The organism is Paenibacillus ferrarius (assembly GCF_002027705.1).
Classification (GTDB): domain Bacteria; phylum Bacillota; class Bacilli; order Paenibacillales; family NBRC-103111; genus Paenibacillus_E; species Paenibacillus_E ferrarius.
In genome coordinates this window covers 95,377-121,174 of sequence record NZ_MBTG01000013.1, presented here as the reverse complement: position 1 = coordinate 121,174, position 25,798 = coordinate 95,377, and the positions used below count along the sequence as shown (strand labels likewise).

Here is a 25,798-nt window from a genome sequence, read left to right as displayed (position 1 = left end):
TCCTAGAGGATTTTATCCTTTCAGGAGGGTGTTCTTTCTACTATAATTGGGATATAGGCAAGAGCAAACAAGAAACGGCCAAACTTGTGGGCTTAAAGGTGAACGAACATGAACATGAGACTAATGTATACATTACAAAAAATTGGGCGTTCGTTAATGATCCCGATTGCGGTGCTGCCGGCGGCATCTATTTTATTGCGTATCGGTAAAATGACTTTTGAAGATCCCTTCCTGATGCATATGGCTCACATCTTTGAGTCAGGCGGAAGCGCTATCTTCGATAATCTGCCTTTAATCTTCGCGATTGGCATTGCCATCGGACTGACATCAGGAGACGGAATTGCAGCATTAGCTGCAACGGTTGGTTATTTGGTGTTTAACAATGTCCTGCAGCTTTCCCAAACGGGAACAGAATCTGCCGATCGGCTGGACATGGGCGTACTGGGCGGAATGCTTGTTGGTGGAATATCCGCTGTGTTTTTTAACAGATTCCAGCATATTAAGCTGCCGAAGGCGCTCGGATTTTTCGGGGGCAAGCGATTTGTACCTTTATTGACATCGCTGGCTATGGTTTTTCTAGGCGTATTAATGGGCTATATCTGGCCTCCGGTGCAGAAGGGCATCAGTATCATCGGTTTATGGATTGTGGATAACGGAAATATAGGTGTGTTCATCTACGGGGTAATAAATCGACTGCTGATTCCAACAGGTCTGCATCATATTATTAATAACATTGCCTGGTTTCAGATCGGGGACTATACGACAGCGACTGGGAAAATCGTGCACGGCGATATCTCGCGTTTTTTCGCAGGAGATCCAGATGCCGGGATGTTCATGACCGGATTTTATCCCGTCATTATGTTCGGTCTTCCAGCTGCTGCTTTTGCTATTATACGAAGCACCTCTTCCGCTAATCGACAATTGATCGTTCCGGTCATGCTCAGTGCTGGATTGACGAGCTTCTTAACAGGCATAACGGAACCCATTGAATTTGCTTTTATGTTCGTAGCACCGGGATTGTACGTGATACATGCCGTTTTGAATGGCTTTTCTATGCTTCTAATGAATATGCTTCAAGTCAAAATGGGCTTTGGTTTCTCGGCAGGCTTTATCGATTTTGTTCTGAATTGGCATGTATCTACGAAACCTTACTGGATTCTTCTTGTTGGCGTAGGCTACTTCATTCTCTACTATGTGACCTTTCGGATTTATTTGCATTTCTTCCCGCTCAAAGCCTCCAGCAAAGAGGAGACGGCTGCCATAGAAACAGAGGAGGCAGAGGCAAGCAAGGTGAAAGTGAAGGAGGATCGTCCATCCAGCATTTTAAGGCATATTGGCGGAGCGGCGAACATACTCTCCATAGATGCTTGCATAACTCGGCTGCGGCTGCTTGTGAAAGAAGATCAGCTAGTTCTGGACAGCGAGCTCAAAGAGCTAGGCGCCATTGGCGTCATCAGGCTTGGCAACGGCAATGTGCATGTTGTATTTGGTACGGAATCCGAACAAATTCGTGAAAGTATTAAACCGATGCTCAGCTTACAAAAAGACAAATCAGGACAAGCCTAAGAACGCGGAGGTGTCTTATGATTGAAAGAACAATCATTCATGTTCTATCGCATAATGTCGTGATGGCGCATTTGACATCCGGGAAAAATTCGATTGCTTTCGGCAAAGGGATCGGATTCAAGAAAACACCGGGCATGCTTATTAATGAAGCCGAAATCACACAAGAGTTTCTGCTGCATACGTCAGAAGTGCTTAGGAACTATGAGCAAATCCTAAATGCGGTTGATGTGAAGATTATTGGGATCACGGAGGAAGTCATCGCCTATGCCCAAAGCATGCTGGAAGGTGACTTCTCGGAAACGATTCATGCTTCCTTAGTTGATCATATCAATTTTGCTGTGGAGCGCCAAAAACGCGGGATTTTCATTACGAATCCTTTTGCGTACGAAATCGGCTATATGTATCCGGAAGAATACAAGGTCGCCAAAAAAGCAGTTGATTTTCTAAATGAACATCTGGATGTTAAATTGCCTGAGGATGAAATTGCGTTCCTGACGATGCACTTCAACAGTGCCCGCAAAAAAGAGCAAGCAGCGGATTCCTTAGCCGTCGTCAGAGTGGTGTCACAGACCATTGAATCTGCCAAAGAATTAGGCTTTAATTTCGATGATTCATTCTCAACCTTGCGGTTCATAAGTCATTTGAAAGGTGTCATTGAGCGGGTTAAGCAAAAAAAGACGCTGCAAAATTCTTTGCTGGGTAAAATAAAAGAAGAGTACGGGGACACGTATGTCAAAGCCAAAGTACTATCTCTGATGCTTAGCGATTCCCTGCAGCTGGAAGTGCCTGATGACGAAACCGGCTACTTGACGATGCATCTTGAGAGACTGCTTCAACGTACAGAAGTATAATGGCGGTATAGCCTGAATAGATTCCCTTGCAACCTTAATGGAGCGGGGATTTTTTGTTTGAAAAAAGGGTTTTGGCTTTACAGTGGATTGCATATTTGCACATTGTCAGCTAAACTGTCTGATAGAGTCATTACAGAACGGAGTGCATAGGACATGCTGTATGAGAAGTTAGGAAAACCGCTTTTGTTCCGAATGGATCCGGAAAAAGCACATCATTTAACCATTGACGGCCTTAGTGCCGTAAGTCGTTTTCCTGGGGGAAAACAATTGCTCAAATCTATGTATGGCGTAGCGCCTTCATCCAAGATGGCCCAGCAATTATGGGGCTTGCAGTTCGCCAATCCGATCGGGCTAGCCGCTGGATTAGACAAAAATGCGAAGGCAATCAAAGGATTTTCACAACTTGGTTTTGGTTTCATGGAAGTAGGAACAATTACACCAAAGCCACAACCGGGCAATGAGCTGCCGCGGCTATTTCGTCTTCCGGAAGATAAGGCGTTAATCAACCGTATGGGTTTTAATAATGTTGGTACAGATGAGATGGCACGGAACCTGCAGAAGACAGGAAAACGAGATATTCCGGTAGCCATTAATATAGGCAAGAATAAAATAACGCCGAATGAACAAGCAGAAGAAGACTATCGGGCATGCATTCGGGAGTTATATACATATGGAGATTTCTTTGTAGTGAATATCAGCTCACCAAATACACCGGATTTGCGTAATTTACAGCATGGGAATGATTTGAAGCGATTGCTTGATGCGGTTACAGCCGAGATGCAGCTTCAACAGCAAAAGAGCGGTGGCACAGGTAAACCTGTTTTGGTTAAAATTGCTCCCGATCTCACGGATGCAGAGCTGGAATTAACCGTGCATGCAATTAAAGACAGCGGTATTTCGGGCATTATTGCGACCAATACAACACTTAGCAGAGACGGGCTTGTGCACACAAACCGCGGTCAAGCAGGCGGCTTAAGTGGGAGACCTCTCACTGAACGTTCAACGGAAGTCATTAAACGCGTCTATCAATTGACGGAAGGTAAACTTCCGATTATTGGAGCGGGTGGAATTTTCACTGCACAAGATGCTTATGACAAAATAAAAGCCGGCGCTAGTTTAGTTGAAGTTTATACCGGATTTATCTATGAAGGTCCCGGCCTACTGAACAGACTCAATAAAGGTCTGCAAGAGCTGCTGCAGAGGGACGGGTACACACATATTTCCCAGGCAATCGGTGCAGATCAGAACTGACTTCATTCGAAATGGAGGATACAAGGATGGATGGACGAGACTGGAAAAAATTTCTCCTGCCCTATGAACAAGCAGTAGAAGAATTGAAAGTAAAGTTCAAAACATTGCGTGGCGAACTTAAAAGCAGGGAAGAATACGCTCCGATTGAATTTGTAACAGGACGTGTCAAAAAAATATCTAGCGTGCTGGAGAAAGCACAGCGTTTAAACGTGCCAATGGATCAGTTGGAGTCAGGAATTGAAGACATTGCCGGCATCCGGATTATGTGTCAGTTCGTAGAAGACATCGAGCGGCTTGCCGTACTGATTCGCAGTAGACAGGACATGAATGTCGTCTATGAGAAAGATTATGTGACCAACAAGAAGCCGAGCGGCTATCGTAGTTTTCATATTATTATCGAATATCCAGTACAAACCGCTTTAGGGATGAAGCGAATTCTAGCCGAGGTGCAAATTCGGACGCTTGCCATGAACTTCTGGGCTACGATTGAGCATTCGTTGAATTATAAATATAAAGAACAACTGCCATCCGACGTTAGAGCGCGTCTAAGTAAAGCGGCGGAAGCAGCTTATTTATTAGACCAAGAAATGTCCAGCATTCGCGGCGAGATTGTTGAATCACAGAAAATGTTCGAAGACAACTCGAATCTGGTGAATAAGGTCCTCAACAACATTCAGGAGCTTTATTTCTATCACCGTGTTCGAGAAGCCGCGCAATTTCAGCTCAGATTTAATGAGATTTGGGAGACGGAAGATGGGCTTAGCGACTTGTCATCCGATATTGAAGCAGCAATCTCCAGAGCCAAAGGGGAACATAACTAAGTTATGGCAAGCTACGATCGTTTGTATGTGGCGTACTTGTATTATTTCAATGATCTGCGCGATTATTTCGAGTGCCATGAAGTGATGGAGGAGCTTTGGCTGGAGGAAGGCCGAAACCCTTTGTATCAGGGTCTACTGCAGATTGCAGTGGGCCTTTATCATCATGCGAATGGCAACATGAGCGGTTCTATCAAGCTCTTTCGTGCTGGTTTAGATAAGCTTGCTCCTTACCCTGGGGATTCACTCGGAATTGATTTGAATAGATTAATTCAAGATAGTGAGCTTTATTTATCGAAGCTTGTGCGCATCGCAGACGAACCCTTTGCACCTTATGATCTGGATATTCAGATCCTAGATATAGAGCTTGAGGACCTTCTAGTGGAGATTAGGCTTGATCCGCCACAACATGAGGAAGAAGCGCAAGATTAAGCATAAAAGCAAACCAATAGGACTCCCGCCAACAAGGTGCGGAGTCTTTTTGGTTTCACAAGATGCAGCTGGGGAAAAAATAGATACATAATTTTCCGCAGTTTGGGAAAACTTTCCCTTAAGACATATGTAATTCCATGAAGTTTGGTGGTGGCGAACAAATGCTAACCTGGAAGAAAACGCTGCATGAAATATTTAATCGTGAGCGAATACCAACGGTTACTTCCGAAAATGTCCAGCAGCCGCTGCTGCAAATGAGTCTATTTCAGGATATCGCATTGAATATTGCGGAAATTAGAACGATCTTCGGGAACAGCTCGGATATTAGTTCTGGCGAATTGTGCATAGATGTAGAGACCAACCATACCTTTGGCTACGTTTTTCTTGAACAGCAGGTGAACAAAACGTTTTTTCAAGAAATGATGTCTACGCTGAATACCCGATCAGCTCAACTGATTGAAGAAATGAACACAGGCTTCTATGTATATCCCGACTTAGTGAAGAACATTCTTCAAGCCAGTGGAGAAGTAAATACACTGGAGACGTTTGATGACATTTGCCAAAGCATGTTAAGCGGTGACACGATTATTTTCATGAGCGGGTATCCCCTTGCGTTGTCGGTAAACACTGGTGGTGGAGATCAACGTTCTGTGGAGGAGCCTACCACCCAAGCTGTTGTAAGAGGACCACGCGATGGCTTCACAGAATCCATTGGCACCAACATATCGCTCATTCGCAAACGTATTAAAAGTCCCAATTTGTGGCTGGAATCAATCAGTATCGGCCGAGTCACACAAACGAGCGTTTCGATGATGCACATTCATGGCATAGCGAACGACAAAATTGTGGAAGAAGTAAGACTCAGACTTCATCGCATTGATATTGACGGGATATTGGAAAGCGGAAATATCGAGGAACTTATTCAGGATGAAACTTTCACGCCATTTCCTACCCTTTATAATACGGAAAGACCCGATGTCATTGCTGCAGGACTCTTGGAAGGTCGAGTAGCCATATTTGTTGATGGGACTCCTTTCGTTCTGGAGGCGCCTGCCTTGTTTATTCAGTTTTTTCAATCTTCGGAAGATTACTATCAACGGGCCGAATTTGCCACGCTGATTCGCATTTTGCGCTATATTTGTTTTTTTATCTCATTGATGGCCCCTTCATTCTATATCGCGGTAACTACGTTTCATCAAGAACTGGTGCCGAGCTCTTTGCTTTTTAACTTGGCGGCACAGCGAGAGGGAATCCCATTCCCTGCCTTTGTTGAGGCCCTCTTGATGGAAGTGACCTTCGAAATCCTGCGTGAAGCTGGTGTTCGTCTTCCCAAAACAGTAGGTCAAGCTGTCTCAATCGTTGGCGCTCTGGTTATCGGTCAAGGAGCGGTGGATGCGGGATTAGTATCACCGGCAATGGTTATTGTTGTTGCGATTACTGCAATATCGAATTTTGTTATTCCTTCGTTCAGCATGGGGATTCCAATTCGTATTTTGCGATTCATTCTGATGATCTTTGCAGCAACCTTTGGCTTATTCGGAATCACAGTTGGCTTAATCGGAATGGTTCAGCATTTGTGCAACTTACGGTCATTTGGTGTGCCTTATATGTCGCCAATGGCTCCCTTTGTGCTAGCGGATCAGAAAGATACGATACTAAGACTTCCCCAGTGGGGACTTTTCTCCAGACCGCGTTTCATCAGTCCTAAGAATCAAATTCGTGAGAACAATGCTCCACTCTCAAAGCCGAAGAGCAAGTAAAAAGGAGGGCATAGCCATATGAAGAGATTGGGGTGTATGAGTTGCATACTCATCTTACTTGGTTTTGTACTTTCCGGCTGCTGGGATCGACATGAGTTGAATGATTTGGCTATTACGGTAGGTATTGGGTTTGATACGAGCGGCAAGCAATATTTGGTGACAGCGCAAATTGTGAATCCGAGCGAGGTAGCTGCCAAAAAGGGAAGTGGCTACAGCACGCCAATAACGACCCTTTCAGCTACTGGGGTTTCGACGTTAGAGGCTGTTCGCAAGCTGACTACCATGGCTCCCCGGAAAATTTTTGCTTCTCATTTGCGAATTCTAGTCATTGGCGAAGATTTAGCGCGTCAAGGCATCAATAAAGTGATGGATGGTGTATCCAGAGATCACGAAGTCCGATCGGATTTCTATATCATTGTCGCCAAAGGCACTACGGCCAGTAAAGTACTGAAAGTTTTGACGCCAATTGAACGAATTCCGGCAAATAAAATGTTTAAGACTTTGGAAACATCTGAAAAATCTTGGTCACCTACGGTCAGTGTTCAATTGGATCGATTTTTAACGAATTTGGGAGATCCAACAAGAGAAGCAGTGCTTACGGGACTTGTGATCAAAGGATACAGTAAAAAAGGGGAGTCCAGAACCAATTTAAATGAAACCTCACCTTCATCCATATTAGAGTATTCCGGTTTAGCTCTCTTCAAACAAGATAAATTGGTTGATTGGCTGAATGAGGACGAAAGCAAGGGCTATAACTACATTATGGGAAATGTGAAAAGCACAATGGGGCATCTAACTTGTCCTGAAGGCGGAACATTAACGCTTGAAATTATAAGAGAAAAAACAAAAATGAAAGGGAAAATTGTTAATGGCAAGCCGGAAATTAATATTCATGTCTTTGTGGAAGAAAATGTGAGTGAGGTTCAATGTCATATTAATTTACTTGATCCACAAACGATTTCGGAATTAGAGGGGATTGCCAAAGCAAATTTGACCAAGGTCATGTATGCTGTCATCCAAAAAGCAAAAGAGAATAAGGCCGACATTTTCGGATTTGGCGAAGCGATTGAAGATGAAGCCCCTAAAACATGGACTCGACTAAAGTCAGATTGGGAAAATGAGTTTGCAAAGTTAAAAGTGAACATTGATGTTAACATACAGATTCGCCGCTTAGGAACAATCAATAACTCCCTGATTGAGCGGCCTGAGGAGTGAATTTATTGTGTTAACGTCCATTACGACGATATTAATCGGTTCCATAATTGCTTTGATTGAAAGTCCCGCTTTATTTCGTAAAAAGCTAACTATGGAGATTTGGATCTTCTTTACGGTCCTTCTCATAGGAACCCTACTAAGTATTTTGTTAGAATTACGCATGCCTTTTCCTAATCCAATGGATTGGCTTACGTTTATTTATAAGCCAATTAGTGATTTTGTTTTCGGTATCTTAAAGTAGAGGTGTATCCAATGATCGAGAAAGGCAGAATTGGCGTTCATCAGTTCACGATCCTCACGATTCTTTTTACCGTTGGCAGCTCCATTCTTATTGCACCTTCGGGACTCGCCTATGAGGCCAAAACAGATGCTTGGATTGCAGCGCTTTTGGGTTTGCTAGTAGGATTACTGCTGGTCGTCCTTTTCTACGCATTGGGAAGTCGGTTCGCAGGCAAAACCCTTGTTGCGTATTGTGAAGAGTTGATGGGGAAATGGCTGGGAAAAGGAGTCTCTTTTCTGTATTTTTGCTTTTTCTTTATTCTGGCTGCGCTTGTCTTGCGAAATTTGGGGGATTTCATCACAACACAGGTATTGGTGGATACGCCTTTACAATTCACGCATATCTTTTTCTTAACGATTGTTATACTCGGTATCCGAAATGGTTTGGAGACGTTTACGCGAACATCAGAAATTTTTCTGCCTTGGGTCCTGCTGTTTTTCTTTCTTATGTTCATATTTCTGCCGTTCCAATTTGACCCCAAATTTTTGCTGCCCGTGTTTGGCTATGGGGTGAAGCCTATTATTCGGGCATCCGTCCCGCTAATCGGTACGCCATATTTGGAGCTTGTTGTCTTCTTAATGATCATACCTTTTGTGAAAAAAACGAAAAAGCTAGGCAAGTCATTTCTCATTGGCGTCTCGATCGGAGGAAGTTTGCTGGTTCTTATTTCCCTTTTTTCCATTCTTGTGTTGGGTGATAAACTGACGGCCGTGCAAATGTACCCAAGCTATAGTTTGGCTAAAAAAATTAGCATCGGTTCCTTTCTGGAACGTCTGGAAGTTATTATGGCAGGGATTTGGTTCATTACGATCTACTTTAAATTAACGATCTGCTTCTATGCCGCTACAATGACATTTGGCGAGATTTTTAGGCTGAAGGAGGTCAAACAGCTTTATTTGCCTTTGGGGATGATTTTAATCGTACTTTCTATTGTTTCTTATCCGGATGTTGCGTACTTTATTCAGTTCGCCTCGAAAATTTGGGTTTTCTATTCAGGCACCTTCGGGCTGGTTATTCCTTTGATCTTATTGGCTTTGGCTTATTATCGAAAAAAAACGAAGAAGCTTGGCAAATGAAAAAGCAGCGGATATCCGCTGCTTTTGCTCATCTATTAGCCTTTATACTTTTGGAAAAAAGATTTGAACATTTCAGGAGTGTTGCCGCCTGTGGAGCCTTGTTCAGGAACGCCGCCAACCATACGATCAACTTCTACACCATTTTTGTAATAGACGAGGGTAGGTGTGGATTCGATGTTATATTTTTGCCAACCATCCTTGAATTCTTCTAAATTGAACTGTTTTACGTCAATATTGAGCTCTTTTTCTAACGGAACTAGTACAGGTGTGGTAATTTTGCAGTGTGGGCAGGTTGACGCGTAATAATATTGGAAAAATGTTTCTTTGTTCTTCAGCCTTTGATCCAAATCTTTGGGAAGAATCAAGTTCTGATAGTTAGGGTCGTTCAATTGCTTTACCGTTTCCGGATTGAGTTTGGACGCCGCGACGCCATAAGGATTGCCCGCATTTGCTTTGTCCGATGTTTTGGTCGATTGCTGATTAACCAAATATAAGCCCCCGAATAAAACGACAACAATGCCAAGATAAATAAGCAGCTTCTTCATTCATGCACCTCTTTATGATGTTTACTATCTACATATCTTCTATGAAAAGTATAGCATATCCTGTTTGGATTTTGAAAATTATTGGCTGTTTCGTGACAGTTCAGCTATAATACCGATAGGTTATTGAAAGAATGGAAAACGGATCATCTGTGCGAGTATGATAGATTGAACAGATATAGATTAACTAAGAAAGCGAAGATGTTGAATGACGAAGCAGTTACCTGAGCTATTTAAGACTAAAATGATGGATTTATTGGGCGCAGACGAATTTGAACAATTTCTGGCATCTTATGATGAAGCCAGATTGTTCGGGTTGCGAGTGAATACGGCTAAAATTAGTAAGGAAGAGTTCGCGGCCCGAAGTCCTTTCACGCTGAGCAAGGTGCCTTGGGCTGCTGACGGCTTCTATTATGAAGAGGGGGAACGCCCGGGGAAGCATCCTTACTATCATGCAGGTCTATATTACATTCAAGAGCCAAGCGCTATGGCGCCGGTAGAGCTGCTTCAGGTTGAACCAGGAGAGCGTGTGCTTGACCTTTGCGCAGCGCCAGGCGGCAAGTCTACACAGATTGCAGCCAAAATGCAAGGTGAAGGCGTGCTTGTTGTGAATGATATCCATTCTGATCGAGTCAAGGCATTAGTGAAAAATTTGGAGCTGCTCGGTGTTAGGAATGCTGTTGTTCTGAACGAGAAGCCGGGAAGAATGTTAACTGTATTTAACGGGTATTTTGATAAAATTTTAATTGATGCTCCCTGTTCAGGAGAAGGCATGTTCCGCAAGGAAGAAGAAATGATGCAGCAGTGGGAACGTCATTCCGTTCAGGAATTTGCTGTGATGCAGAGGGAACTGCTTGAACAAGCAGCTCAGATGCTTGCCCCAGGAGGCAGAATTGTCTATTCAACCTGTACGTTTTCACCGGAGGAAAATGAAGCCCAGATTGCTGAATTTCTGGATAAACATCTGGATTTCAACGTGGTACCAGTTGATCAATTTAGTGCGGGACGGCCGGATTGGCTGAGAGCTCCTTGGTGTGAAGAAGGCGCTTATTCGTCTCGCTCTATGGAGGCGGTAGCTGGAACAGCAAGATTGTGGCCGCATCGTCTGAAGGGCGAGGGGCATTATGTTGCTGTTTTGCAGCGTGGGCTTGGAAATGGTGATGTGGGTAGTGATGGTGCTGCGGGTAGTGATGGCGAGCGTGACGCCGACTTCGTGTCGGCGTCGAGTGGAAGGAAGCGCAGCGGCCGTGAGGCGCTGCGGGGGAAGGGCCGCGCTGATATAGCGCCGCGGCCGGCTGTAAGCTTGGAGCCGCTGCAGGCGTTCGCGGGCGAGCTGCTGTGCAGCGAGCCCTTTGCCGCTGGGCGGCTCGTCTGTTACGGCGAGCATGCGTATGCGTCGCCGGAGGGCTTGCCCGAGCTGCACGGACTGAAAGTCGTGCGGCCAGGCTGGTACATCGGCGCGCTGCATCGCGGCCGATTCGAACCGTCCCATGCGCTAGCCATGGGACTGCGCTTGCGCGAAGCCAAGCGAGCGCTGAGCTTGGCTTCGAGCGACGAGCGAGCCCTTCGTTACCTGAAGGGCGAGACGCTCGAAGTCGCGGAGAGCGAGCTCATCCGCGACGTGGAAGTGACCCAGGCAGCCAAAGGCTACTGCCTGGTCTGCATTGACGACCATCCCGTCGGCTGGGGCAAATGGCACGACGGGATGCTCAAGAACGAATACCCGCCCGGCTGGAGGTGGACCTAAGCGGTCATGAAACAAACACAAAGGCTCGATAAAATACTCGCTCATGTGGGCATCGGCACGCGCTCTGAACTCAAACGCCTGGCCAAAGAAGGCGCGATTTATGTCAACGGCGTGAAAGTCAAAGACAGCGGTATGCAAGTGAATCCTGAAACGGATGTCATCAAGGTGAATGGTGAAGCAGTGCTTTACCGTGAGTTCGTCTATCTGATGATGAATAAGCCGCAGGGAGTCGTCTCTGCTACTGAAGACAATCGTGATCGCACGGTTGTTGATCTGTTAGATGACGTTTATGCGCCATTCGAAGTTTTCCCGGTCGGACGACTGGACAAAGATACAGAAGGCTTCCTTCTGTTAACCAATGATGGCAAACTCGCGCATAATCTTCTTTCGCCGCGTAAACATGTTCCCAAAACCTACTTTGCCAAAGTGGAGTGGGAAGTTACGGAATCAGATCGCGAAGCTTTTTCCCAAGGTGTCACCTTAGATGATGGCTATGAAACGCTGCCTGGTATTTTGAAAATTTTGAAGAGCGGGAACGAGTCGAATGGTGAATTCTCCGAAATTGAGCTTACGATCATGGAAGGCAAGTTCCATCAAGTAAAGCGTATGTTCCAAGCAGTTGGCAAAAGGGTGTCTTACTTGAAACGCATCTCCATGGGCCCGCTTGTCCTTGATCCGAATTTGGAATTAGGTCAGGCGAGAGAGCTGACGAAGGAAGAACTTCTTGCTTTGCAGCATGCTCATACAACGCTCGAAGGCTAAAATAATAGATTTACAAAAATACTAACATATGGTATTTTTGGTTTAGAAGATTTTGGGTTGTGAACGTGCGGAAGAACCGCCTGTACTCTCGCTGAGTGTTAAGCGATTGTAGGGCGGTTTTTTGTTGTTTAATTTGGATTTTATGGATAAATAAGGTAGACGTTGATGGCGAAATAATGAGATACTACCGATAATGATGAAGTCATATTTTGTATATTTATATTATGAATATAAAAGGAAGAGGGGATGTAAAGTGAAGAAGAAAGGCTTAATTTTAATTGTAGTTGCAGCTCTCTGTGTATTATCTCTTGGGTATGATGCTTATAGTTCTATGGCACAGGAAGGGGAACGATTCAAGGATATCTCTGGTCATTGGTCCGAGCAAGCCATTCAAGCAGCTGTCAAATCAGGCTATGTGGATGGGTATGCGGATGGAAGCTTTAAACCGGACACCTCCATTACTCGAGCTGAATTTATTAAGATGGCAGCAGTTGCAGCAGGAGAGTTAGTAACCAAAGTTGATGGCGATGGTTGGTACAAACCCTATGTGGAGCGACTCAAAGAGAAAGGGGTTATCCCTGATATATTCCCGGAAGGATACGCTGAGCCTTTGCAGCGCTACGAGATGGCCATGCTTTCTGTAAAAAGCACGAATAAAGCGTTAAAAGGCACAATGCGCGAAGCAACCTCGTTTGGATTGATACATGGTGTAAGTACAACGGACTTGGATACATATGGAACAAGTACACGTGCGCAGGCAATTACAATGATTGAACGTATTCTTTCTGTAAAACGGGGTGACAAGCTGCCTGTTGACAAGTATGCGGCAAGTAAAGCTGAGATCGATGAAACGGGAAGCAACGTTGGAACGATGTTGGGTTTGAAGCCCAGAGAAATAGGAACCACCTGGACTTATGCAGAGGGTGTTACGGTTAGGTTGAATAAGTTGATTGTGGCTGATCCTGCTGATGTGGATGATCCTTATATGAAGATGGTCAAGATGAGTACTTGGTCTAACGAAACTAGTAGAACGGATAATAAGGTAATCTTTGCAAACTTTACTGTAGTTTCAACTGAAGGTGCAGCCAGTATTCAAGATCTACACCCATATCAAGTATTAACCCAACTGGATACCACGAATCATCTTTTGCTATTAGATCATCAGCTTACACGTTGGATTAGTTTTGAAAAGCCGCAAATACATGAAGGATTTGTAGCATATACTCTGCCGAATAGAATTGCTAATGATAGACTTGTTTTTGACATCTTAGGAAAACATACAACATTGGCGGAGAAATAGGAGGCTGTTGAATGCTGCGTGAATTCATTCATCGTGCAATGCTCTTATTGCTGCTTTTGGAACTATTACTATCGTTCTTTGAACCCGCAAATGTAGAAGCAGCAAGCACAGTAAAACTTTATTACAATTTCGAACTAGGGACTTATAGTAAAACTTTTGTTTCACCTCAGTATTCATCAACACCAACTAAAGATTTTGAAAAGGATGTTAGCAGTTTAGTTGCTGGTACAATTACTGGGGTATCTTTGAATAATCAAGGAGGGTCTGGTGGTACTGCAACATTTAATTCCAGTTCGATAAAATTGCTAGTGCTCGGTGGAGGTAATACCATAGTTTATGGAAAGTCCCAAACAAAACCTATGCATCAAATTTATCGACAACCTAAAGGAACGATATGGGAGCATGATGCTACGAAAACACCGTACCCTATTGAGTTTGATGGATTTAATGATGGTAGTAGCAAATCTCCTTTCCCTGGAAAGATACCGACAAATGGTAGAAAAAGGTATACTAGTGAATCATTTAATTACACAGATCCGTCAACGTTTGGTCCAGATTTAAGGTATACTTACCAATCATCTCTTTATTTAGTTAATGAGGCTAGTGGAGACCAAGTAGCAGATTATTTTAAAGAGGGTTATGCAGTAACTACTGCGTATTCCGTTGGTAGGCCAAACTTCTGGTTCCTGTCCGAGTCTTCTGCAAATTTAACTGGTACTGATGCCGATATTACTGATGGTAATAAACTTGATCAGAATACTATCAGTATTTTTAAAGCTGAGAAACCCAGCTCAGGGTATGGTGCAGCACCATTAGCTTACGGTAAAGGGGATAGTAAAGGTACCGGCATGGTTCGAACGATGATGTTGTTAGATGGATATGTTCCTGAGGGTCAGATTGAAGATAAAGATGATTCAGATGGATCAGGAGGATTACTCCGAAACTATCTTATGTACGCAAACGCCATCTGGCAAGGAACCACCTACAAATACCAAATGTCTATCGACGTAACCTACACCCCATCAGTCAAACCCGACCTCGCCTCCATTTCGATCGACGCTGGTTCTTGCGTCGCTGTCAATATCAGCACCAATGTCACAATCAAGTTCAAAAATCTCGGCATAAGTATCCCGAGTGGCTCCACTTTTAATGTGACTTTAGCTGCTGATGGCACAGTATTCAAAACCTTCACCTACACCTCTGGAGTTAGCTCTGGGCAGATAATTACAGAAATGATCCCCTATACATTCAATGGAACCAAGAGTTTAACTCTTGTGGTTGATTCCAGTGATACAATCTCCGAAACAAGTTCATCTAACAACACGTTGAACCAAATCATAACCCCTCAAGCATCATGTTCACCTACTGGTGGGAATTTTAGTGGTACCACTAGAGCGGATAAGCCTTCAATATCTTGGAAAGAAAACAACATCATTCAAGCGGATTGGACGATTCCATCAGGTTGTACGCCTGTGAGAGGAAGGTTCGTTTTATCACAATCGACAGGCGGTTATGTCCAGTATGGTTGGAGCAGCTTAACAGCAGCTTCTACTAATGATATGTCCATTTTTGCTTATGGGATGATGGGTTATCTTGGATACCCAGGGAATATGGAAAGTGGCAGTGTCCTGATTGAATACAAGCTGGAAGACAGCTGCGGAGGAACCTCCTATTTTGGAACGGGGACGTTTACCATTGGTTCTAAGCCTCCAAACCGCCCGCCACAGTTTGAAATTGGGTGGTTCCCGGATGCGGATTATTATAGTCGGACGCCGATTCCGGGTACCGTTGTTGGAGATAGACTTAACGTGCGGCTATTGCCAGAAGTAGCCCCCAATCATTACGATCCTGATGATGATCTGGTTACTTTTGAGTGGCGGTTTGCAGAAAGCACAAGTGCATGGATCAAAAGCTTCCCATCCCAAGGTTATTTAAAAGGAGAAGACAAGTTAACTTGGCTAACCGCTCCCAATTCCGTTGGTGATCATACAATCACAGCCCGTATGTGCGATCAACTAGGTGCTTGTACACAAAAAGACGCAACCATTCATATTATGCGCCCCGAACCAATTCCTTGTATTAACGTCCCCAGTCGTGTAGTTCAGAACAGACCATTGGCAGCTAATGCCATCAATGGCGCATGCAGTAAACCTGCAAAAAACAGAACAATTGAACAGGAATTTTGGACGAATAAACGATCGGTTTATCCGAATATCGGTTTTGAAACAATAACGTTAGAAGTTAGTGATAATCGTGGTGTAAGAAGTCTGCCTGAGAATATGGCGATCAAACAAATCAATGTTGTCGAAGACAAAGCACCGGTAGCTTTAATTAATTTACCGCTTGTAGCAGTTCGTGGGAGCGTGCCTTTTAAGGATATGTCATATAGTCCTGATGGTGACCTCATCGTTTCTACAACGGCTAGCTACCAGTATGATAGTGATAATGACGGGAATTTCGAGGAACATTCCAGTGTACTTATTCCGTTGACCGTTGGTGGGTACACATCATTACCTGCAGCTGCGGTCGGCAATTATCGAATTACAGTCCAAACAACGGAAGATTGGGGGCTGACAGATACGAAATCATTTCTTATTTCCATTACAAATGATTCTCCTGAAGTTTCATTTACGGTAACTAGCGCAAACCCGGAGCCTCCACTTTTCAACACGATAAACGAGAGTGAAATGCTCATGGCCTTTGGTGATCAATGGCAAGGCTCTAGCTTAACGAACCAAGACTTAGATAAAGTGAAGAATATTGGCCTTACCTACAACACGGTGACCAAAGGTTTTACCTCACACTATGGCAAAGCTCCCTACAACGCTCCTGCTGCAAATTTGATATTTACTCCCACTACGGTAACTTTGGGCAAGGATGCCGGTCATAGCTATTATGTGCCACATCTTTTTAGTACACAGTATCTAGGCAAAAGGTACGGTGTTGCGTCGATAGGCGGAATACCCGTAACAATCATTTCAGCTGATTCAGGCGGTGGAACGATAAATGCTTACACTGGAAAGCCTTTTTCTGATCCAAAGGTTTCGTATGAAACTGGTCTTAGCTCAGCATCAACTGCAAGCAATACGGGCAACTATTTGTCTTATGACGCTAAAGGTGGGACATACTCGTTGTCCTGTAGATATTATTACTATGATTCTAGTGATGATGATGTGTACCGCTACTGGTGTGATTACACTCGAAAGAATGCAAGCGGGAACGTCTCATGGGTAAAAAGTTTTGAATATGGCAATAGTGGTGTTTTGAATTACATGCAGCTTCCGACATATGCCTATCAAGTAGGTACTTCATCTATCATGGAAATTAATGAGGATGGAACGAAAATCAAGCTTCCAGCCGTATTGTTTAAACCAAATGTTTGCTGGTACTGTGGTGGTACAGATACTTCCGATTGGATAGATGTTGAAACAGGGGCGGTAGTACCCACAGCATCTATTGTTAGACCGCCGCAGACTAATGGTGCTTTGTTCGAAGATGCTGACGTTGTTATTACTGGTCATAGTGATGATGCGAATACGTATTACAATTATAACAACACTAGTAACAGCAGTAACTACAATATGAGCAACAAGGGGACGATGATTAACTACTTGACTTCATACAATAAGCATACGGGTGTAACTACAAGGCTTGATATCAGTTCAGGTCCTTACGATGACGCAGAGAGATATAGCGGTAGCAACTATTTGAATGGCGGGGAATATACAGAAAGAAAATCTTTGCGTGATATTCGCTTTACCGTATCAGCCGATGGGTATGTGTTTATCGTTGACGGGCTAAATAAAATCGTCGTAACAGACAAATATGCTGTTAAAATTGCAGAATACACGACTGCCGGAATAAGGCCTGTTAGTACGAAAAGTTATTCTGTTATGTACGAAGAATATCAATTTACGATTGATGGAGCGGGTTTTGGATCAGATGGGGAGTTTTATGTCATCGCACATGAGCGTCATTTAAAGAACCGACGATACAACATCGTTCACACATCTTGCGGGCCTTGTAGTGCAGGCAGCTACATATCAAGTTATGACGAGGATTATTCGGGTTCTTATGAGAAATATTACTATTATACAATTAAAGGCACAGTAGCGACGAATGCTGATTATGGTGCAAACGAGCTGGGTCAAATTTTGAAGAAAGATACGAAGGTAACGGATGCTGATTATTACTTTGACTTCCTGCAAACAAGTCCAAACTATAGTATTCATACACCATCCGGTATGAGCTTTAGAGCGCAAAATAACAATAATATGTACAGGCTTGAAGTTAACTCAAACCGCTTGTCGTTATCAAAGATCGTAAACGGTGTACGAACTGAGCTGCGGGTAAGTCCTATTGCTTTAAACACAACCGAATTTACTAATTTTAAAATATCAGTTCGAGGATCGAAAATAAAAGTTAGACTAGGAGCAACACCGATATTTGATGTAACTGATTCTACGTTTACTTCAGGTACTTACGGGGCATTCGTCGGAGGTTTTGGTTCACAGTTTCGAAATGTTTCTGTCAAAATTCCTATCGTTGATCATACTAAAATAAATGACAGAGGTATTGTGGGGGAAGAGCTAACCTATACAACAGAGTTTAATGATCCTGAAGCAGATGCACATTTGGTTGTTAAGGATAAATGGACGTACGAACATAGGGATTCAACCAAATTTCTGGATGCCGAAGATGGAAAAAGCGGGATTTCTGCTTTCCACAACCAGGCTGTGACTGGAAGCCCAGTGAAAATTCTTGATAAAGTCGGAATCTATAAGATGACTTTGATCGGGGCGGATGATCCAGCACCAGCGGGCTACGCCTATCCCAATCCGACATTCGCTATGTATCAAGCAGAATCTGATCCTTATGCAAGGAATGTATTGATACACAGACGCCCTATTGCTGTTCTTAACGTTAATCAAGATATTTATTATAACGTTACTTACGTTGATCAAAGCTATGATCCTGATCGATGGCTGCCAAGTGGATCATGTTCTACTGAACGGACGGGAATCAACTATTGCTCTAATCGTGGAATCGTTGATCGAAGATACGAATATATATTGCCTGACGGTACTTCGGTTGATGGACAACTACATCGTGTGAAAGAAATGGGCATGTATACGTTCCGAGTCGCTGTAAAAGATGAATATGGAGCATGGTCTGATTGGGCGGAAGCCTTGATTTGGTTAAATGCGCCTCCAGTGAATCATGCACCTTTTGTTCAACTGACTTCTCCGACAGGTATGGATTATGCTCATCCATCTGGTTCAGTTGCATCCAATCCTCTTTTTACGTGGAATGCCGTAGATTATGATGCAGAAAGCGTCATTAAAGCTTATGAGTTGGATGTGCAGTTCTATTTGTATGATTATTACAGCACTCCGCAGTATCGCTGGGTTAGCTACACATATCCAAATGTTGCGAGAGCGACCCATTTTAAAAGTGATGGAGCCGTTGTTCCTATGTCGCAGACATATTATATGACGTTGAGCAGCAATCAAGTATACAAGGTGAGGGTAAGAGTTCAAGATGAGTATGGATTGTGGTCCGATTGGGATGAGAAATATGTCAGCAGCGGTTCTCCGCCTAAGGCGACGTTAACCTACCCTTCTGGAACGCGAGCGAATCCAACAGCTATTACAGGGAATTCGTTGATACCTGCTTGGGTCCAAATGGATGTTGATGCTGACACCGTATTCCAAAACTGGCAATATCGTATTTTAGATGAAAATGGGATACAACTTAAATATACTTCCGGAGATGGCTATTTCTATGATTCACTGAAAAGCGGTTCATATGAACATGGGTGTAGTATTGATTCGGATTCTGGTTCAAAATACAGATGTTCCTATTACACACGCAATACGTCCTGGACGGCAGAGAATCCATTTCCCATTGCCTCTTTACCGAATGATGGTAAACCAATGCAGGTACAGGTTCGGGTACATGATGGAAAGTACTGGTCGGATTGGTCAAACACAGGTTGGTTCCTTACCAATCGTCCGCCGTCTGCCATTATGATTGTTCCAAGCGGGACTCAGGAAGCGCCGACCCTGTTTTCAGAGCTAAGGCCGACTTTGGGATGGCAGCAAAATGATCCTGATCCAAATCCAACATTCACTTATTTTCAGCTTCAAATTACAAATGAAACGAACGATGTCATGGTGTTGGACACTGGGCCTTTGTACCAAGGCACGACTACAAATTCGGGAAGTTGGGCAGCTGCCCAAAATCTTCCGGCAGGAGAAAAACTGCGTGTTCGCGTAAGAGTTTTTGATGGGTTTATTTGGTCTGATTATTCGCCACAAACATGGTTTTATATCAACCGGGCGCCTATCGCGGACTTTGATTGGTCCCCAAAACCGGTTTGGGAAGGGGATCGCGTGCAAATAATTAATTCCTCCTATGATCCGGATGGCGACGCATTAACTTATTCGTGGAGAATAGAGCAGCCGAACGGGACGGTGGAGTCATTTTCCGAAACCCATGTGACGGATCGTTTCCTTGAGCCTGGCAGCTACCGAGTTTCATTAACCGTATCTGATGGTTATGTATCCAGTACTGCTGCCAAAATAATTATCGTACTCCCGTTAACGATCCAATCTGATGTAACGTACACAGACAATTGGTATGCGATACATGAAAAAAGCGGACATCAAACCTCCGCAGCACCAAAAGACTTTTATTCGGGAGAAATTTTCATGGTATCCAGTAGAAGCTCGCCTGCTCCTGTGGATGAAGTTACTGCATGGTTGGATACAGTAGGATTAGATGGGAGATCGCTTTATGTTTCAGAGAAATTAATTGCTGACTCAGGGGACGCGACTAGGTTTGTCGGGGAAGTTTTTGACTCGAAATTTCAATCTTTTACGGAGGGCTTGCCGCAAGGCTTGCAAACGATCCATTTTCGAATTCGTTACCGGAATGGGACCGTCAAAACGGAGGATATTCCTGTCCATATTATTGGTAATGTCAATAAGTCAGTAGGCGTTCATAGAGTACATTAAAGGTAAGCAGTTATCTTCGGATAGCTGCTTTTTACACGAAATCGGTGAATAAGCTGTTGGCCTATGGTACAATTAAACGATCTAAATGGGAGACAAGGAGAGAGAACACTTTGACATATCGACTAATTGCTCTGGACGTAGACGGAACGCTTTTAACTGATGAGCATGAACTGACTGATCAAACGATTCAAACCATTCGTGAAGTGCATGATCAAGGAGCGCACATTGTGCTGTGCACCGGAAGGGCTCCTGACAGTACGCTGCCTCTTCTTCAGCAGTTAGGTTTAGAAGGAACGATGATTACGCATAATGGTGCTGCAACGGTTTATGCAGATGAGCGTGGACTCACCTTAGTCAATGAATTCGCTTTTACATTGCCAGAAATTGAATCTATGCTAGGCTATGTGAGAAAAGAGGGGATTCATTTCGATGTGTGCACCTCTTTTAATATGTATATTGAACGGATTAGTGAGTATGAGAAGCAGATGTACAAGAAATTCCTGATAACTCCCAAACTGGTGACTGATGTATCAGAGCTTGGACTTCCGATTGTGAAATATACACTTTTTGGCCAATCGGATATTTTGGATAAGGTTCAGAAGGAATGGGAAGAGCAGCAATTATATGGTCATTTGCGGATGATTAGAAGCGGGGATTTATTTATTGATGTCATGAGCCCAGCGGCTAATAAAGGCAACGCTCTAAAAGCATTGGCAGCGTCTCTGGAGATTGATCCGAGCGAAATTATGGCCATCGGCAATTATTATAATGATTTGGAAATGATGGATTTTGCTGGCTTGGGTATCGCTGTGGCCAATTCTCCTGAAGGTGTGTTGAAAGCCGCGGATGCTGTTACCTCGTCTAATAACGAACAAGGTGTGCATGAAGCTTTAGTTAAGTATTGTTTATAATATTAAATTCCGATAAAATCCTCGTTTTTTGGGGATTTTTGTCGTTTCAGGGGTGTTTCCATATTATAGCGTATGATAGAATGAGAGAAATGAATACTAGTCAGGGATGTGATAAATTTGGGAAACAAGATAAGGCCAAGTAAGAAGAGGCAAGCAGCTGCAGTTGCATTGACTTCTGTGTTGGCAAGCATTCCGTTTGTGGCAGGAACGCCGTTTGAGCTGAATGTATCTGCATATGAAACAGAACCTACATTAGTCGATGAAATGAGCAATATGGTCGTTCCGCTATCCGACACGTTGAAAATAATCGATTTGAAATCTATCTTCGGTACTTATTCCTCTAATTTTGAGATCATCTCGAGTAATCCACGCATTGCTGGTTTTGAAGCTAGTTACCAATCGGCTGGTTTGTTGAAAATTCATCCGGGTTCAGTCGGAACAGCAACTTTTACGATAAATTATAGGAACGATGGGGCACGATTTAAAGAAGTTTTTGACGTGACTGTAGATGCAGCGGCTACAGAACCCAGAAGTTTCAACATTGTAGATACAGTCCAAAAAATGATTGCCGATCCATCTCATTACACGGACGCTGCTTCTGTCAAGAATCTTCTCTCCACAATCGGCCCTGCCAAAATTCCTGGAACAACCGAAGGCAACCATCCTCCTTTTGTAAATCAAACCAATCCATTTCATAATCAAGATCTTGCTATAGGGGAAGAAATTAATTTAAATAGTCTTGCCAGTTATTTTACTGACCCGGATGAAGGCGATATCATTACTGTAAGTTCATCAGCAGTTGACGTGGAAGGTGATCATGCTGCTGAACTTGAAGCCAAACCTCCAGGTATGAGCCTCAAGGCTAATCGTGCTGGGATAACGGAATTTACAATTACAGCAACTGATAATCATGGAAATAGTGTAGTATTGCCTCCATTTACAGTAACGGTTCAAGATCCTACGCTGAATCATGCTCCAGTGTTTACTTTGAATGGTCAAGACAATCCATTCAAGGATCGCACGATTCAGAATGGTGCAGTGGAGGTAGATCTAGGCGTCTTGGAACAATTGTTCACAGATCCAGACGAGGATCCTATTACTCTGTCTGTAACCACGGATAATGATTATGCAGCATTGATTAAAAAAGTGGATAACCGTTGGTATTTAAAAGCAAATACAGCAGGAGAAACATTATTTACAGTGACTGCCCACGATAATCGTGGAGGTAGTTCCATTCCGCTTTCGTTTAGAGTGAAAGTGAACGGGGCGCCAATTTTACAAGAAGGACATTCGTTTACCAATAGAAGTACAGTTGAAGGGCAATTTGTAGATTTAGGAAGAATCGAAGAGTTATTTATTGATCCTAATGCCGATCCAATAACCGTTGAGAAAGTCTCCAGTAATCCAGAAGTTGCCGATATTGTCGATATTGAAGGAACTTTACGTCTAAGATCGAAGGTAGCGGGTACTGCCACGCTTACAGTAACTGCAAAGGATAATAGCGGCGGAATAGGGGAACCTCATTCTTTTCAAGTAACAGTAAGGGAAAATCATAGTCCTGTTTTGGAACTCGATGGACAGCCTAATCCATTTGTAGATCGGACGATTGAATTAACAAACGGGGAAATGAGTTTAGGGATTTTGGAAGATTTTTTCATAGATGAAGATGAAGATGCCATATCTCTTGATATTGTTTCGGATAATGATTATGTTAAGCTTTATCGCAAAGAAGATAATCACAATTGGTACATAAAGCCGATTAGTGCAGGTGTGACCACATTTACTGTGCAAGCGATGGACAGCTATGGTGGCTATTCTGAGGCAGTAACTTTTAAAGTTACGGTTAATAAACTGCCGGATACTCCTAACCAGGCTCCTGCATTAAATGTTGGAAATGAGCTAGTCAAACACTTTTCAATGGATGCCTCTAACCCGGATTATAATTCAAGTTTCGCGTTACTTCATTTATCTAGTGGATCAGAGATTGATTTAAGTGAAATTTTTACAGATCCTGAATCGGACGATATGCATTATAAAGTTAAGATTTTGCCATTTAGTGGATCGGCTTACGAAATGCCTGTTACAGGAAGCATTTTACAAAGTTCAGTTATCAATTCTTCATCAGTCATTCGCGAAATACAAGCTTATGATTCTATACACCAAGATCCCACGATATTAAAAGTGCAGATTGATAATAAAAATGCTTTATTCCCTGAAATCAACAAGGGAAATAATGAAGGAATGCCTCAAATTAACAATGAAATGCCTCAAATCAACAATGAAATGAATATGTATGAATCCAATGCAGCGGGGACAAGCAGTTTTATTTTGGGCATCAATAGCTACTGGGGGTTAGGTTCAGATCAGACTTTGCTCAGCGCCAAATCAAGCAATGTTTCCTCTGTAACTGCTGTTGTGTATGAAAAAAATTATTTGAAATTCGATGCTGCTGTTTCCGGAGCTGGTACAAGTTCTAAAATGAAAGTCATGTCTGAATCAAGCCTCAGTAAGTATGACTGGTATCAAAACGATTTTAAAATCAACGTGATATCACCAAGCAGTACTCCTGAAGATAGGACAAACAAACCAGCTATAAGTTTTAAGCGTCTATACCCAGCATTTGACGCAGATACGCTTGCCGGTAATTTCTTCGACTATTTAACGGTAACTACTGTTTCTGAAATTACATATGAAACGGGTGGTTACACGATGAGGATTTCAGATGCGGAAACCACATATACCAACACCATATTCATTATTGATCCTGAAAAAGGCGCAGCACAGAGCGGAAATCGGAAGTTTATTGTCCCATTTGTTAAGCCAACGGAGTAGGTATGCAGCAACGACAAGATGTAATCATTGAGTTATTTCAGCAGCAGCAGTTCATAGAGGCCGAGAATGTATTAAAACAAGCCATAAGTAATAATCCGTTAGACGCCCAACTCTGGGTCATGTTAGGTGAAGCTCTCCTCCTTCAGAATCAAAGCCAAGCGGCCAAGCGCGTATTCGATCGTGCCTGGCTGCTTGATCCTCAAGCCCAATGGGTGAATCATATTTACAAGAGGCTGGAACAAGTTTCTGCTGCGGAGAGACGAGAAGATATTGATGAATTGCTGAGGGTACCGAAGGTAACGGTTGCAGCGGCCATTCTGACTCAAAATGAAGCCGCGAACATTGCCAAGTGCATTATGGCCCTGCAAGGCGCGGTTGATGAGATTCTTGTTGTTGATTCTTCAACGGATGAAACACGAAAGATTGCATCGCGCTACCCGAAAGTGAAGGTGATTCCCATTACATGGGAGGACGATTTCGCGGCAGCACGAAATAGCGGTCTTCCGCATGTGGAATCGGACTGGGTGATATGGGTAGATGCTGATGATGTTTTAGTGCCCGACGATATCGCTTCTGTTCGTGAAGCAGCAGGTGTATTTCATCATCTGGACATCGTTCCTGCATTGCATGTTTGGCATTTGAATCAGGTCAGTGGCACGGTGTACCATGATTTCTCGCAAATTCGTATGTTCCCCGTACGGCGAGGGCTTAGATTTCTTGGACGTGTTCATGAGCAGATTGGAACAAGCAAAGGGATATTTCACAATGACATCTACCGACGAGCGGTGAAAATCAGGCTGCAGCATCACGGCTATGAACCTTCCGTTATGCAAAGCAGGGCCAAATTTGAGCGAAATCTTCGCTTATTGAAGCTTATGACGCAGGAAGACCCTGAGAATCCTGGACATTGGCTATATTACGGTCGTGAGTCTCTTGGAGCTGGGGAAGAAGAACAAGCATTAGCTGCGCTGCTGGAAGCAGAACGATTGGGGCTTCAAACACCATCATTCGGCAGGATGCCTGACGTATACAATTTCCTTGTTCAAATGATGACGGTACGCAAGGACTATTCGCAAGCGGAGACATATTGTCTTAAAGCGATAGCCTTAAATCCGGATTTTCCGGATATGCATTTTAATTTGGCCCAGGTACGGATGAAACAAGCAGATGCCTTGCTCCGATTAGCGGAGGGCAGTATTAAGAAATCGCTAGCCTGTTTGCCAAGCTATCGCGGCAGCGTAAGTGCTGATTACCAGATTGGAGAATGGAAAGCTGAGGTTGCGTTAGGAGAGCTTGCGATGCGTGCCGGGAAATTGTCCAAAGCCAGAGGGATTTTCATCAAACATCTGAATCGTCCGAACATAACCGAAGGAATGAAATCCAAGCTCACAGCAATCGAATCCGAGCGTCAGCGTTTAAATGAGGATCATGCTTAA

At 43.5% G+C, this 25,798-nt stretch carries 16 protein-coding genes; 15 read left to right on the top strand and 1 reads right to left on the bottom strand.

Going from position 1 to position 25,798, the window contains the following annotated elements:
• Positions 1-108: 108 nt before the first annotated feature.
• From BC351_RS16105 to BC351_RS16065, 8 genes are all read left to right on the top strand, one after another.
• A complete protein-coding gene (locus BC351_RS16105; RefSeq protein ID WP_244209028.1) occupies positions 109-1,566 on the top strand; it encodes a PTS transporter subunit EIIC in 1,458 nt (485 codons plus the stop codon).
• A gap of 17 nt (positions 1,567-1,583) precedes the next feature.
• Positions 1,584-2,417 (top strand): PRD domain-containing protein, encoded by an 834-nt coding sequence (locus BC351_RS16100; protein ID WP_079413765.1) that lies wholly within the window; start codon positions 1,584-1,586, stop codon positions 2,415-2,417.
• A 153-nt stretch (positions 2,418-2,570) separates the two neighbouring features.
• Positions 2,571-3,668: a quinone-dependent dihydroorotate dehydrogenase gene (locus tag BC351_RS16095; protein ID WP_079413764.1), complete on the top strand. Its 1,098-nt coding sequence runs from the start codon at positions 2,571-2,573 to the stop codon at positions 3,666-3,668.
• A 26-nt stretch (positions 3,669-3,694) separates the two neighbouring features.
• The gene (yjbM, locus tag BC351_RS16090) at positions 3,695-4,489 is read left to right on the top strand and encodes a GTP diphosphokinase (protein WP_079413763.1); all 795 of its coding nucleotides are present in this window, start codon (positions 3,695-3,697) and stop codon (positions 4,487-4,489) included.
• 3 nt (positions 4,490-4,492) lie between these two features.
• Positions 4,493-4,918, top strand: coding sequence for a DUF309 domain-containing protein (locus BC351_RS16085; RefSeq protein ID WP_079413762.1), 426 nt, complete (start codon positions 4,493-4,495; stop codon positions 4,916-4,918).
• Positions 4,919-5,079: 161 nt separating this feature from the next.
• Complete coding sequence (locus BC351_RS16080; RefSeq protein ID WP_079413761.1) at positions 5,080-6,678, top strand: spore germination protein; 1,599 nt, start codon at positions 5,080-5,082, stop codon at positions 6,676-6,678.
• Positions 6,679-6,696: 18 nt separating this feature from the next.
• Positions 6,697-7,893 carry a Ger(x)C family spore germination protein gene (locus tag BC351_RS16075; RefSeq protein WP_079413760.1) on the top strand — a complete coding sequence of 399 codons (1,197 nt, stop codon included), beginning with the start codon at positions 6,697-6,699 and terminating at the stop codon, positions 7,891-7,893.
• 252 nt (positions 7,894-8,145) lie between these two features.
• On the top strand, positions 8,146-9,249 hold the full coding sequence (locus BC351_RS16065; RefSeq protein ID WP_079413758.1) for a GerAB/ArcD/ProY family transporter: 1,104 nt from the start codon (positions 8,146-8,148) through the stop codon (positions 9,247-9,249).
• A 35-nt stretch (positions 9,250-9,284) separates the two neighbouring features.
• Here the strand turns inward: BC351_RS16065 and BC351_RS16060 are convergent, their stop codons facing one another.
• Complete coding sequence (locus tag BC351_RS16060) at positions 9,285-9,794, bottom strand: thioredoxin family protein (protein WP_079413757.1); 510 nt, start codon at positions 9,792-9,794, stop codon at positions 9,285-9,287.
• 205 nt (positions 9,795-9,999) lie between these two features.
• On the opposite strand from BC351_RS16060, the gene BC351_RS16055 reads away from it, so the two are divergent.
• The 7 genes from BC351_RS16055 to BC351_RS16025 all read left to right on the top strand — a co-directional run bounded on the left by BC351_RS16055 (position 10,000) and on the right by BC351_RS16025 (position 25,798).
• A complete protein-coding gene (locus BC351_RS16055; protein ID WP_079413756.1) occupies positions 10,000-11,538 on the top strand; it encodes an RsmB/NOP family class I SAM-dependent RNA methyltransferase in 1,539 nt (512 codons plus the stop codon).
• 6 nt (positions 11,539-11,544) lie between these two features.
• Positions 11,545-12,300 carry a pseudouridine synthase gene (locus BC351_RS16050; protein WP_079413755.1) on the top strand — a complete coding sequence of 252 codons (756 nt, stop codon included), beginning with the start codon at positions 11,545-11,547 and terminating at the stop codon, positions 12,298-12,300.
• Between the two features lie 253 nt (positions 12,301-12,553).
• The gene (locus BC351_RS16045; protein ID WP_158082107.1) at positions 12,554-13,600 is read left to right on the top strand and encodes an S-layer homology domain-containing protein; all 1,047 of its coding nucleotides are present in this window, start codon (positions 12,554-12,556) and stop codon (positions 13,598-13,600) included.
• Positions 13,601-13,611: 11 nt separating this feature from the next.
• A complete protein-coding gene (locus tag BC351_RS16040; protein ID WP_079413753.1) occupies positions 13,612-20,619 on the top strand; it encodes a PKD domain-containing protein in 7,008 nt (2,335 codons plus the stop codon).
• Positions 20,620-20,729: 110 nt separating this feature from the next.
• Entirely contained in the window at positions 20,730-21,530 is an 801-nt protein-coding gene (locus BC351_RS16035; RefSeq protein ID WP_079413752.1) for a Cof-type HAD-IIB family hydrolase, read from the top strand.
• Between the two features lie 117 nt (positions 21,531-21,647).
• A complete protein-coding gene (locus BC351_RS16030; RefSeq protein ID WP_144028421.1) occupies positions 21,648-24,362 on the top strand; it encodes a hypothetical protein in 2,715 nt (904 codons plus the stop codon).
• Between the two features lie 2 nt (positions 24,363-24,364).
• The gene (locus BC351_RS16025; RefSeq protein WP_079413750.1) at positions 24,365-25,798 is read left to right on the top strand and encodes a glycosyltransferase; all 1,434 of its coding nucleotides are present in this window, start codon (positions 24,365-24,367) and stop codon (positions 25,796-25,798) included.

What these genes read in the sequence shown, in the direction of transcription:
- BC351_RS16105 (WP_244209028.1), top strand. Translation starts at nt 109, where the DNA reads ATGAACATGAGACTAATGTATACATTACAAAAAATTGGGCGTTCGTTA.
- BC351_RS16100 (WP_079413765.1), top strand. Translation starts at nt 1,584, where the DNA reads ATGATTGAAAGAACAATCATTCATGTTCTATCGCATAATGTCGTGATG.
- BC351_RS16095 (WP_079413764.1), top strand. Translation starts at nt 2,571, where the DNA reads ATGCTGTATGAGAAGTTAGGAAAACCGCTTTTGTTCCGAATGGATCCG.
- yjbM (WP_079413763.1), top strand. Translation starts at nt 3,695, where the DNA reads ATGGATGGACGAGACTGGAAAAAATTTCTCCTGCCCTATGAACAAGCA.
- BC351_RS16085 (WP_079413762.1), top strand. Translation starts at nt 4,493, where the DNA reads ATGGCAAGCTACGATCGTTTGTATGTGGCGTACTTGTATTATTTCAAT.
- BC351_RS16080 (WP_079413761.1), top strand. Translation starts at nt 5,080, where the DNA reads ATGCTAACCTGGAAGAAAACGCTGCATGAAATATTTAATCGTGAGCGA.
- BC351_RS16075 (WP_079413760.1), top strand. Translation starts at nt 6,697, where the DNA reads ATGAAGAGATTGGGGTGTATGAGTTGCATACTCATCTTACTTGGTTTT.
- BC351_RS16065 (WP_079413758.1), top strand. Translation starts at nt 8,146, where the DNA reads ATGATCGAGAAAGGCAGAATTGGCGTTCATCAGTTCACGATCCTCACG.
- BC351_RS16060 (WP_079413757.1), bottom strand. Translation starts at nt 9,794, where the DNA reads ATGAAGAAGCTGCTTATTTATCTTGGCATTGTTGTCGTTTTATTCGGG.
- BC351_RS16055 (WP_079413756.1), top strand. Translation starts at nt 10,000, where the DNA reads ATGACGAAGCAGTTACCTGAGCTATTTAAGACTAAAATGATGGATTTA.
- BC351_RS16050 (WP_079413755.1), top strand. Translation starts at nt 11,545, where the DNA reads ATGAAACAAACACAAAGGCTCGATAAAATACTCGCTCATGTGGGCATC.
- BC351_RS16040 (WP_079413753.1), top strand. Translation starts at nt 13,612, where the DNA reads ATGCTGCGTGAATTCATTCATCGTGCAATGCTCTTATTGCTGCTTTTG.
- BC351_RS16025 (WP_079413750.1), top strand. Translation starts at nt 24,365, where the DNA reads ATGCAGCAACGACAAGATGTAATCATTGAGTTATTTCAGCAGCAGCAG.